The organism is Endozoicomonas sp. ALC020 (assembly GCF_049275935.1).
Taxonomy (GTDB): Bacteria; Pseudomonadota; Gammaproteobacteria; order Pseudomonadales; family Endozoicomonadaceae; genus Endozoicomonas_A.
In genome coordinates, this window is record NZ_CP184830.1 from 2,140,349 (window position 1) to 2,152,358 (window position 12,010).

General features: G+C 48.1%; 9 protein-coding genes. 4 read left to right on the forward strand and 5 right to left on the reverse strand.

All coding sequences use genetic code 11. The annotated features are described in order from the left end of the window. The first annotated feature begins 46 nt into the window (after nucleotides 1–46). From dnaN to lpcA, 4 genes are all read left to right on the forward strand, one after another. The gene (dnaN, locus tag ACOJUO_RS07275) at nucleotides 47–1,150 is read left to right on the forward strand and encodes a DNA polymerase III subunit beta (protein WP_422136074.1); all 1,104 of its coding nucleotides are present in this window, start codon (nucleotides 47–49) and stop codon (nucleotides 1,148–1,150) included. A 121-nt stretch (nucleotides 1,151–1,271) separates the two neighbouring features. Then, nucleotides 1,272–2,426 (forward strand): DNA replication/repair protein RecF, encoded by a 1,155-nt coding sequence (recF, locus tag ACOJUO_RS07280; RefSeq protein ID WP_422139392.1) that lies wholly within the window; start codon nucleotides 1,272–1,274, stop codon nucleotides 2,424–2,426. Continuing rightward, nucleotides 2,419–4,833, forward strand: coding sequence for a DNA topoisomerase (ATP-hydrolyzing) subunit B (gene gyrB, locus ACOJUO_RS07285; RefSeq protein ID WP_422136076.1), 2,415 nt, complete (start codon nucleotides 2,419–2,421; stop codon nucleotides 4,831–4,833). Before recF ends, gyrB begins: the two co-directional genes overlap by 8 nt. 145 nt (nucleotides 4,834–4,978) lie before the next feature. Then, entirely contained in the window at nucleotides 4,979–5,557 is a 579-nt protein-coding gene (gene lpcA, locus ACOJUO_RS07290; RefSeq protein WP_422136077.1) for a D-sedoheptulose 7-phosphate isomerase, read from the forward strand. Between the two features lie 71 nt (nucleotides 5,558–5,628). On the opposite strand, the gene ACOJUO_RS07295 is transcribed toward lpcA, so the two are convergent. The 5 genes from ACOJUO_RS07295 to ACOJUO_RS07315 all read right to left on the reverse strand — a co-directional run bounded on the left by ACOJUO_RS07295 (nucleotide 5,629) and on the right by ACOJUO_RS07315 (nucleotide 11,828). Then, nucleotides 5,629–6,369, reverse strand: a complete 741-nt coding sequence (locus ACOJUO_RS07295; RefSeq protein WP_422136078.1) for a lysophospholipid acyltransferase family protein — start codon at nucleotides 6,367–6,369, stop codon at nucleotides 5,629–5,631. Between the two features lie 16 nt (nucleotides 6,370–6,385). Further along, nucleotides 6,386–6,946 (reverse strand): D-glycero-beta-D-manno-heptose 1,7-bisphosphate 7-phosphatase, encoded by a 561-nt coding sequence (gmhB, locus tag ACOJUO_RS07300; RefSeq protein WP_422136079.1) that lies wholly within the window; start codon nucleotides 6,944–6,946, stop codon nucleotides 6,386–6,388. 130 nt (nucleotides 6,947–7,076) lie between these two features. Next, nucleotides 7,077–9,194 carry a glycine--tRNA ligase subunit beta gene (gene glyS / locus ACOJUO_RS07305; protein WP_422139393.1) on the reverse strand — a complete coding sequence of 706 codons (2,118 nt, stop codon included), beginning with the start codon at nucleotides 9,192–9,194 and terminating at the stop codon, nucleotides 7,077–7,079. Then, nucleotides 9,194–10,159: a glycine--tRNA ligase subunit alpha gene (gene glyQ / locus ACOJUO_RS07310; protein ID WP_422136081.1), complete on the reverse strand. Its 966-nt coding sequence runs from the start codon at nucleotides 10,157–10,159 to the stop codon at nucleotides 9,194–9,196. Before glyQ ends, glyS begins: the two co-directional genes overlap by 1 nt. A 220-nt stretch (nucleotides 10,160–10,379) precedes the next feature. After that, a complete protein-coding gene (locus ACOJUO_RS07315) occupies nucleotides 10,380–11,828 on the reverse strand; it encodes a TrkH family potassium uptake protein (RefSeq protein ID WP_422136082.1) in 1,449 nt (482 codons plus the stop codon). Nucleotides 11,829–12,010 lie beyond the last annotated feature (182 nt).

The following is a 12,010-nucleotide window of genomic DNA, read 5'->3' on the forward strand; positions in this document are numbered from 1 at the left end:
AAGGTCATTGTGACTTACTTCCAGATAGCCAAGAGAAAGGAAAGCGATGAAATTTACCATTAATCGGGAAGCATTGCTCAAGCCACTTCAACTGGTGGCGGGTGTTGTTGAGCGCAGACAGACTCTACCTGTATTGTCCAACGTCCTGATGGTGGTGGACGGTGATCAACTCTCTCTGACAGGTACTGACCTGGAAGTAGAACTGGTCGGTAGAGTGACACTGGATGAGGTCTCTGAGGGCGGAGAAATTACCGTTCCAGCCAGGAAGCTGATGGATATCTGTAAGTCTCTTCCGGAAAACGCTTTGATTGAGTTTTCTCAGGATGATCAACGAGTCAAACTGAAAGCAGGCCGTTCTCGTTTTACTTTGTCGACTTTGCCCGCCAATGAATTCCCAAGTATTGACGAAGAACCGGGTTCAATGACCTTTACCATTGGTCAGAGCCGTTTGCGCCGATTGATTGATCGTTCTGGCTTTGCCATGGCGCAACAGGACGTTCGTTACTATCTGAATGGTATGCTGATAGAAGTCAGCCAGAATACGCTGCGTTTTGTTGCTACTGATGGCCATCGTCTGGCTATGTGTACCGTTGATGCTGATATTAATCAGCAAGACCGTCACCAGGTTATAGTCCCGCGTAAGGGGATTATGGAGATGGCCCGTCTTCTGACAGAAGGAGACGAGATGGTTCATATTACTTTGGGCGCCAACCATATCAGAGCGAAAACCGGAGACTTTATGTTCACCTCCAAGCTGGTGGATGGGAAGTTCCCGGATTATGACCGTGTTATTCCCCGTGGTGGTGACAAGATTATTATTGGAGATCGTCAGGAGCTTCGTCAGGCTTTCCAACGTGCTTCCATTCTTTCCAATGAAAAGTATCGTGGTATTCGCCTGATACTTTCCGATGGCTTGCTAAAGGTGATAGCAAATAACCCTGAGCAGGAAGAAGCGGAAGAAGAAATCAGTCTGGCATACCACGGTGAAACTCTGGAGATGGGCTTCAACGTCAGTTACTTGCTGGATGTGTTGTCTGTTATCTCAGGTGAATCCGTGAAGATTACCCTTTCTGATCCTAATAGCAGTGCCCTGCTGGAAGAGTCTGACGCCAGTGATTCCAGTTATGTTGTTATGCCTATGAGACTTTAATGAAGGTGTTTTTACCATCATTGAAGGCCTTTTTAGTGTTCTGGGTCTTTTCAGAAAAAAAGGCCCTCTTATCATTGAAAGCCGTTGTGAAAAGTCTCATCTCTGAGGTTTGTTCAAGCCGATGACAATTCACAAGCTGATGATTAAGGATGTCAGGAATCTGGCATCCGCTACCTTCTCCCCTTCCCCGGATATCAATATTCTCTACGGTCTTAATGGCAGTGGAAAAACCAGTATTCTTGAGTCTATTCATCTCTTGGGTTTGGCTCGATCTTTTCGAAGTGCCAGACTTAAGCCGGTCATTCGTCATAAAAAGGGTAAGTGCACGGTATTTGCGCAAATTCAATCCAATAATGACCGACTGATACCGGTTGGCGTTTCCCGAGATATGGAAGAAGAGAATTTTCAAATTCGGGTCGCGGGTGAAACGCTTAAGTCAACGTCCGAGTTGGCCAGACTTCTACCTTTACAAATTATTAATCCCGACACTTTCAAACTTTTGGAAGGTTCACCCAAGCAAAGAAGACAGTTTCTTGATTGGGGGGTGTTTCACGTGAAACACCGTGAATTCTTACCTCTTTGGAAGCGAACTCAAAAAGTGCTTAAACAGCGGAACAGTTTGCTTCGGCATGGTAAAATAACGGGTTCATCCTACTCATCTCAGCTGTCTGTCTGGGATGAGGAACTGGTAAAAGCGGCTGAGGCTGTAGATCAACTCAGACAGCAATACTTTGATCAACTGACACCCGTTTTTCAGGATGTTCTAAACCAGCTGACCTCGCTGGGTGATATCAAGATAAGTTATTACCGGGGTTGGGACAGAGAACGACGTCTGGCTGAGGTGTTAAAAGAAAATACAGTTCGTGATTCTCAGACCGGATACACACAATCAGGGCCACAACGAGCAGATATAAGGGTGCGTCTGGAAGGAAGTAATGCCGTTGATATTCTTTCTCGTGGTCAGCTGAAATTAGTCGTTTGTGCGTTAAAGCTGGCACAAGGTTATCTCTTTTCAAAAATGACCCGTAGCCAGTGTGTTTTTCTTGTGGATGATTTACCTTCAGAGCTAGACGCTCCCCACAGAAAAGCTATGTGCAAGATATTACAGAATATGCAGAGTCAGGTATTTATTACCTGCGTAGAGCCGGGCGCACTGGTGGATTGCTGGGAGCCTGAAATCAATCTGAAAGTGTTTCACGTGAAACAGGGATCTGTGAACTTGGAATCTGGGCGTGAGATTCGCCAGACTGAATCGCTGGAGAAAGAGTATGAGTGAACAAAATTACGATGCGTCCAATATTAAAGTGCTGAAAGGTCTGGATGCAGTTCGTAAGCGCCCGGGCATGTACATTGGTGATACCGATGATGGTACCGGCCTTCACCACATGGTTTTTGAGGTGGTAGACAACTCGATCGATGAGGCCTTGGCAGGCTTCTGTGATGAAATTGCCGTCATTATCCATCCGGATGAATCCATTACCGTTCGTGATAACGGTCGGGGAATCCCTGTAGATATCCACGAAGAAGAAGGTGTCTCCGCCGCAGAAGTGATCATGACGGTACTCCATGCCGGCGGTAAGTTTGATGACAACACCTATAAGGTCTCTGGTGGTCTGCACGGTGTTGGTGTTTCCGTGGTAAACGCCCTTTCCAAAGAGCTCAAGTTAACCATTCGCAGGAATGGTCAGGTTCATCAGCAGGTCTATTCTCACGGTGTTCCACAGGAATCTATGAAGGTGATAGGAGAGACTGAAAAGAGCGGTACAGAGGTTCATTTTGTACCTTCTGAGGAGACTTTCTCCAATATTCAGTTCAGCTATGACATTCTGGCAAAAAGACTGAGAGAGCTCTCTTTCCTGAACTCTGGTGTTTTTATCCGCTTGATTGATGAGCGTACAGGTAAAGAAGATCAGTTCCGTTATGACGGTGGTCTGAGTGCATTCGTTGAATATCTGAATACCAATAAGACCAATATCAACAAGGTCTTCCACTTCACAAAAACAAGGGAAGATGGCATTGGTGTAGAGGTGGCATTGCAGTGGAATGATGGCTTTCAGGAAAACATTTTTTGCTTCACCAATAACATTCCTCAGCGAGATGGTGGTACCCACCTTGCCGGCTTCAGAGCCGCCCTGACCCGAAACCTGAACAGCTACATTGAGCGCGAAGGTTTTGCTAAAAACCAGAAAGTTTCCACTTCCGGTGATGATGCTCGTGAAGGTCTCACAGCGATTATTTCGGTCAAGGTTCCAGACCCCAAATTCTCATCCCAGACCAAGGACAAGCTGGTTTCTTCTGAAGTGAAAACAGCTGTTGAGCAGGAGATGAGCAGTTATCTTGCGGACTATCTGATGGAAAACCCACAAGAAGCCCGAGCGGTTGTAAACAAGATGCTGGATGCAGCCAGAGCCCGTGAAGCCGCCCGTAAGGCCCGTGAAATGACCCGCAGGAAAGGCGCTCTGGACATAGCTGGACTGCCCGGAAAGTTGGCTGACTGTCAGGAAAAAGACCCTGCTCTCTCCGAACTTTACATAGTGGAGGGTGACTCTGCGGGGGGCTCTGCCAAACAAGGTCGAAACCGGAAAACACAAGCCATCCTGCCACTGAAAGGTAAGATCCTGAACGTTGAAAAAGCACGCTTTGACAAAATGCTTTCCTCCCAGGAGGTTGGTACCCTGATTACCGCAATGGGGTGTGGCATTGGTCGCACAGAGTTCAATATTGAGAAACTGCGCTACCACAACATCATCATCATGACCGATGCTGATGTTGACGGCTCTCACATTCGAACCCTGCTATTGACATTCTTCTTCCGTCAGATGCCAGAATTGATTGAAAATGGCTATGTCTATATTGCTCAGCCGCCTCTCTATAAAGTGAAGAAAGGCAAACAGGAGCAATACCTGAAAGACGATATTGCACTGGATGACTATTTAACCCAGTCTGCACTGGAAAATGCCACACTGCATGTCAATGAAAATGCACCGGGTATTGGTGATGAAGCTCTGGAATCTCTGGTAAAAGAATACAGAAAAGTCATTGCAACCATTGAGCGTCTGTCTCGCATTTACCCTTCTGAAATCATGAAAGAGATGATTTATCTGGATGCAGTTTCCCAGGAAGACTTGAAAGACCAGACAAAAATGCAGTCCTGGCTGGATACCCTGAATACTCGCATTCAGGAGCTGAAGCTGGCTGGTCGTGAGATGAGCTTTGAGCTGTTTGAAGACCGTGAGCATCAGGTGTGGTTGCCCAAGGTCACTATCATTTCTCACGGTGTGCCAACTGAATATATCTGGAATGTCGACTTCTTTGGTTCCGGAGACTACGGCTCTATCAAAGCCCTGGGAGCCAAGCTACAAGGCTTGCTGGAAGAGACCGCATTCATCCAGAAAGGTGAGCGCAAAAAAGCGATAGAAAGCTTTGAGGAAGGTCTGGAATGGCTGATGACTGAATCGACCAAACGCCACAACATTCAGCGCTATAAGGGTCTGGGTGAGATGAATCCCGAACAGCTTTGGGAAACCACCATGGATCCGGAAGTAAGAAGAATGCTGAAGGTGACCATTGAAGATGCTATTGCAGCTGACCAGATCTTCAATACATTGATGGGTGATCAGGTTGAGCCTCGAAGAGACTTTATTGAGTCTAATGCGTTGAACGTGGCTAATCTCGACATTTAATACCTCATCCTCACAGGGTCTCAGGGGGCCATGAAAAGTGGCTCTGAGCCCAATCTATTAATCCTCTTCCGGGCAAATAAAGTTATGCTGCGCCGTTAATGTATCAGCAGTATACTTTAGGCCTCTGATTCGACAGTTGATAGCCATGAACCATTCAGTAATTCGTGCAGAACTCGAAGAAGCCCAGCAGGTTCTGGAGCGTTTTCTCAATGATGAAACCTGTATTGATGCCATAGACCGTGCGGCGAGCCTGTTGGCGGAATCCTTTAAGCAGGGTGGAAAGGTTATCTCCTGTGGTAACGGAGGCTCCCATTGCGATGCCATGCACTTTGCTGAAGAGTTGACTGGTCGCTATCGTGATAACCGCCCTGCCTACCCGGCCATTGCTATCTCTGATGTCAGTCACTTGTCCTGTGTCTCCAACGATTACGGTTATGACTATGTATTCTCACGTTATCTTGAAGGTGTAGGCTTTGAAGGTGATGTACTGTTCGGGCTCAGTACCAGTGGTAACTCTGGCAATATTTTAAAAGCGATTGAAGCAGCCCGAAAAAAAGGGATGAAAGTGATTCTTCTGACGGGTAAGGATGGTGGGAAAATGGACGGTCTGGCGGATATAGAAATCCGGGTGCCCCACTTTGGTTATGCAGATCGGATTCAGGAAATTCACATCAAAGTCATTCATATCATAATTCAATTGATTGAAAAACACATGGCTGCCTGATACTCATTTGATAAGGCTCTAAATCATTCATCACCTGTTACCCTATACCCGGTGATGAATGATGTTTTTGTTTAAACCTGTTTCGATTTCCCGTTCATGTTGTCGAGTGTATTGGCAATCCAGTTCCGAGCCTCATTATTAATCTCCAGCGCCGTCCTGTCTGTGGTTTCTATGACCGTTCCTATATGAAGCTGAATGGTACCGGGCTTTTTCAGAAAGCTGTTCATAGGCCAGCAAGCAGCAGCATTATGGGCAATGGGTAGTACATTAACCCCGGCCTTTCTTGCCAGATTGACACCACCTCTTGAAAATTTGCCTAACTGACCATTAGGGTTGCGGGTTCCTTCCGGAAAAATAAGAACCCAACGACCGTTGTGTAAGGCATCAGTACCCTGCTCTACTACATCATTTAATGCGGCCCTGGGGTCATCGCGATTAATAGCGATCGGTTTAATGAGTCTGATTGCCCAGCCAAAGAATGGAATCTTAAATAACTCTTTTTTAAGAACCGGAGCCTGAGGACTGAAAAGCATCTGCAGGAAAAAGGTTTCCCAGGTGCTCTGGTGATTACTGATCATGACACAGGGTGTATCAGGAATATTTTCCTTCCCGTGCACTTCATACTTTATCCCACAGATAAATCTGGCCAGTCCCATAGCCATCATCGCCCAGTACTTCACCAATAATTTGTGGCGTCTATTAACAGGAACAAAAGGAATAGCAAAAAACAGTAAAATGGACCAGAAAACGGTGAAGGTGGCCAGCAGAAAATAAAATAACGCTGTTCTTATATATTGAACGACGAATGTCATTTAAAACCTATCTTGTTTATCCTTGAATACTGACCTGTGACGGTTCGAGAATAAAGCGGGTAAATGCAGCCAGGTCTTCAAATACTGGTACATTATGGAGGCCTTCCCCTTTATTCATCGTTCTGACACCCTTGCCGGTTTTCACCAGAGCTACATTGCACCCCATTGCCTGCCCTGCCTGAAGGTCTCTGAGAGAATCCCCGACCACCCAGGCAGATGATGCGGGTATGTTCAGGGCTTCTTCGATCTGTTCAATCATGCCAGGCAAAGGCTTTCTGCAGCGACATTGATCGTCAGGGCCATGGGGGCAGTATCGAATACAATCTATCTTGCCTCCTTCCAAGGCTAACAGATCCAGCATTTTCTGATGCATGGCCTCAAGGGTTTCTTGAGTAAAGTAACCTCTGGCAAGGCCTGACTGGTTGGTTGCAATGGCAATGGAATACCCTGCCCTGCTCAGTCTGGCGATGGCTTCAATACTGCCTGGTAGAGGAATCCACTCAGCCACCGAACGAATGTAGTGATCGGAGTCTTTATTGATGACTCCGTCGCGGTCAAGAATGATCAGTTTACTCATAATTTCAGTCAGCAGGCTTCATACCTGAAAAACTTTTCCAAAAGATAGAAAAAGTGCGGCATAAATGCCGCACTCCACTTTATCAAGCTTTAGTCAGAATTTCTGCAACAAAGGCAGTCCCGAGTGCAACCTACAGTAATGAAATATCCGCAACGTGTAAGAAAAGGCTGCGTAATTGTTTCAAAAGAGCATAGCGGTTCAAACGAACCTGCTGATCTTCAGCATTGACCAATACTTCATCAAAGAAGCGGTCTACAGAGTCCTTCAGTGGCGCCAGACTTTCCATAGCGACTGTGTATTGTCTCTGTTCCAGAATCGGTGCAGCTTTTTCTTTACTGTCGGCCAGCGCTGTGGCCAGAGCCTTTTCTGCGGCTTCTGTCATCAGTGCAGGGTCAACGGAGTCAGGAATGACCAGATCTCCGGCTTTTGCCAGAATGTTGGAAACACGCTTGTTGGCTGCAGAAAGGGTTTCGGCTTCGACCATCTGACTAAAGCGATGCACTGCCTTGACACGTTGATCAAAGTCGAAGGGGCGGGATGGTTTCAGGGCCTTAACAGAAAGGAAGACTTCAACAGGAATCTGTTCGTCATGATACCAGGAGCGGAAACGCTCCAGCATGAAATCCAGAACAGTTTCTGCCAGCTCTTCATTATTTGCTAAAGCTTTTCCGCTGGCTGCTGGCAGCTCAACCCCTTGTGATTGATAACCTTCGACAGACTGATTAATGAGATCACGCAGGTCCACATCCAGCTTCTTCTCAACAATAATTCGCAGGACACCCAGGGTGGCCCTTCTCAGAGCAAACGGATCTTTATTGCCTGAAGGTGGCTGATTGATGCCAAAGATGCCGGTGATGGTATCGATTTTGTCAGCAATCGCTACGGCACAACCTGTCAGGCTAGAGGGTAGCTCATCACCTGCAAAGCGTGGCATGTACTGTTCGTTCAGAGCGAGGCATACCTCTTGTGGTTCACCATCGTTTGCACCGTAGTATTGCCCCATGATGCCCTGCAGCTCCGGGAATTCCAAAACCATTTCTGAAGTCAGATCTGATTTGCAGAGTTCTCCGGCTCGGACAGCCAGCTGTTCCTGCCCACCTTCCTGTTTAGCGATAAAACCCGCCAGTTTTGCAATGCGGTCGCTCTTATCGAACAGCGATCCCAGCTGTGCTTGGAAAACGATGGGTTTCAGGGTCTCCCTGCGTGCTTCAAGCGTGTTTTTTTTGTCTGTATCAAAGAAAAATTTGGCATCTGCGAGGCGAGGTCTTATTACCCGTTCGTTACCGGATACTACGTGTTCAGGCTTCAGGCTCTCGATATTTGCAATGGTTATAAAATGGGGAAGCAATGTTCCTTCCCGAGATAGCTCTTTTGACAGGACGTGGAAATACTTCTGATGCTCCTTCATGGAAGAAATCAGGGCTTCAGCAGGGACTTCCAGGAATTCTTCATCAAAACGACCGGACAGAGCAACAGGCCACTCATTCAAAGCGGTCACTTCATCCAGAAGGTCTTCATCGATAACCGCTTCGCCACCTAATCCGGCAGCCAGCTCCGTTACCTGTGTTTTAATGAGACTGCGTCTTTCTTCAAAGAGAGCCATCACCTTACCCTGCTCTTTCAGAAGGTTCTGATAATCGGCAGGCTGGTTAATGGTCAGAGGCTGGTTCCCATGGAATCGGTGGCCTCGAGTCTGGTTACCTGATTTCAGGCCCAGAATTTCGCAATTGACTACCTCTCCACCCATTAGCATGACTAACCAGTGGACAGGGCGAACAAACTCGGTGCGCTGCGCACCCCAGCGCATTCTCCTGGGAATAGGCAGTTCATTGAGAGACTGACTGACCATGTCTGGCAGCAGTTGAGTGGTGTCGGAACCTTGCTGAACCCCACGATAGACAAGCCAGGCACCTTTATCGGTTTCCAGCCTCTCCAGCTGGTCGACAGACACTCCATTAGAACGGGCAAAACCCTCGGCTGCTTTAGTGGCCTTGCCTTCTGCGTTGAAGGCGGCTTTTATAGCAGGGCCGCGGCGCTCAAGCTGCTGATCAGGCTGAGCCGTTTCCAGCCCTTTTATCAGCAAAGCCAGACGACGAGGTGCGGCAAAGGCTTCATAACTGTCAAAAGACAGCTGAGCACTCTTCAGGCGATCAACAATGCCGCGAGTGAAAGCATTGGAAAGGCTTTTAAGCGCTTTTGGAGGCAGCTCTTCTGTTCCCAGCTCGACCAGGAAATCTTTCTGACTCATTACTTCTTCTCCTGTGTCTTGCTGTCTTTCAGACTGGCCAGAACTTCTGAGCGGATATCCTCACTGGCCAGCGGGAAGCCGAGGTTATGGCGAGCGTCAAAGTAGGCTTTGGCTACAGCTCTGGCGAGCGTTCTGACTCGCAGAATAAAGCGTTGACGCTCTGTCACCGAGATGGCGTGGCGGGCGTCCAGAAGGTTGAATGTATGGGAAGCTTTCAAGACGTACTCATAGGCAGGCAGAGGCAGGCCAGCTTCGACCAGACGTCTTGATTCACCTTCATAAAAATCGAACTGATGGAACAGTTCCTGAGTGTCAGCATGTTCAAAGTTGAAAGTAGACATCTCTACTTCCTGCTGATGGAAGACGTCGCCATAAGATACTGTGCCCTGTGGGCCTTCAGTCCAAACCAGATCGTAGACGTTATCAACACCCTGAATGTACATGGCCAGACGCTCAAGACCGTAGGTGATCTCACCAGTCACCGGATAGCACTCAATACCACCCACTTGCTGGAAGTAGGTGAACTGTGTGACTTCCATGCCATTCATCCAAACCTCCCAGCCCAGACCCCAGGCGCCCAGTGTGGGGGATTCCCAGTTGTCCTCTACAAAGCGAAGGTCATGCACCAGTGGATCAATGCCCAGCTCTCTCAGGGAGTCCAGGTAAAGTTCCTGAATGTTATCCGGAGAAGGTTTCATTACCACCTGAAACTGATAGTAGTGCTGAAGACGGTTTGGGTTCTCACCATAACGACCATCTGTTGGACGACGGCTGGGCTGCACATAGGCAGAATTCCAGTTTTCCGGACCGATAGCGCGAAGGAACGTCGCTGGATGGAAGGTGCCTGCACCCACTTCCATGTCCAGCGGCTGCATAATGACACAGCCCTGGCGAGCCCAGAACTGCTGAAGGGCCAAAATAAGGCCCTGGAATGTCTTGATATCAGGCGTGCTTTGAGAAGTCACAGTACTACCTCATGGAGGCTCAAATTAGGCTTTAATTTTCTGGAAACAGCAGCGGATTATAACGTTTTGGCTCTGGAGCGGATACCGTTGTATCCCTCTGGAAATGAGGTCGTTGTGAATAAGAGGGTAATAATATCCGGAAAACTCCACGGGACAAGATCATGGAGTTCTGAAGAAAATGTGGATAAGCTGTTAGCTGTTGTGAATAACTTTTCCCGTCTCAGTATTTCCAGAATGTGGGTGTGAATAGTACCAGCAGTGTGAAGATTTCCAGACGACCCAGCAGCATGGCAAAACAGAGAATCCATTTCGCGGTATCAGGAAGCGTGCTGTAGTTTTCGGCGGCTTCTCCCAGGGCGGGGCCCAGGTTATTCATGCTGGAAGCGACGGTAGAAAAAGCGGTAGTCAAATCAACACCCGTTGCCATCACAGCCAGTATCATAACGGCAAACAGGAATACATAGGCGGCAAAGAACCCCCAGACCGCCTCACCGACTCGGCTGTGAACAGCCTTGCCACCGAGTTTGATGGAGTAAACGGCGTTAGGATGAACCAGACGACGAAGTTCTCTTACACCCTGTTTGAAGATCAGCAGTACACGAATCACCTTAATCCCTCCTGCCGTCGAGCCTGCACATCCCCCGATAAAACTGGTCATAAAGAGAAGAAGTGGCAGGAATGTTGGCCAGGCTGAGAAACCGCTGGTGGCATAACCGGTCGTCGTGGCAGCAGAAACCACCTCAAAAATACCGTAATCGAGGGAGTCTGCCAGATCATAAGTGGCAGAGAAGTAGAGGCCTGCCACTGTAATCAATGAAACCACCAGAAGGATCAGCAGGTAAGTGCGAAACTCAGGGTCTTTCCAGTAATGGTAAGTAGATTTATTGCGCCAGGCGAAAAAGTGGAGGGCAAAGTTAATACCGGCTACCAGCATAAAGAAAGTAGCCGTGGCATTAATCAGTGGTGATTCAAAATAGCCAATACTGGCATCGTGGGTTGAGAATCCACCAATGGCTATGGTCGAAAAGCTATGGCTCACAGCATCAAAAAGGTTCATACCTGCCAGCCAGTAACCCAGGGCACACACTGCCGTTAATGTCACGTAGAGCAGCCAGAGTGCTTTCGCGGTTTCTTTAATTCGGGGCGTCAGCTTGTTGTCCTTTATAGGTCCCGGCGTTTCTGTCCGATAAAGCTGCATCCCTCCGACGCCCAGCATAGGCATGATAGCGACAGCCAGAACAATGATCCCCATGCCTCCCAGCCACTGCAGTTGCTGGCGATAAAAGAGGATCGATTTGGGCAGGTGATCGATGCCCGTCAGTATCGTAGCGCCAGTGGTGGTCAGGCCCGACATGGACTCGAATAGGGCATCAGTGACGCTGAGTCCCGGGTCTGTCATTAATAAAAGTGGCAGGGAACCCATGCCTCCCAGGACCACCCAGAAAAGAACAGTGATAATAAAGCCGTCACGGGGGCGAAGGTCCGATTTAATTTTTCTGAAGGGAAACCAAAATAAGAAACCGATAAGAAAAGTCAGAAAAAAAGTATATAAAAACAGTGAAATTTCAGATTCCCCATAGATCATCGCCACTGCCAGAGGTGGAAGACTGGAGAAGCTGAATAGCATCAAGAGAATACCCAGGACGGGCAAAACGACAGAAAACTGCATAAGACCCTGTTTTTCTAGTTATACAGACAACGGCCATGCCGTCTGATTCAATTATCAATAAGTACACAAGACTGGTACCACCCCATCGGACCCCCCAGATGCGGTAATACCTCCTAGGAGCCTGACCGAGAATAGACTGCCCTACTGCGGCGGCAGCAAATTGGTCTGAAAATCCGCTTTTG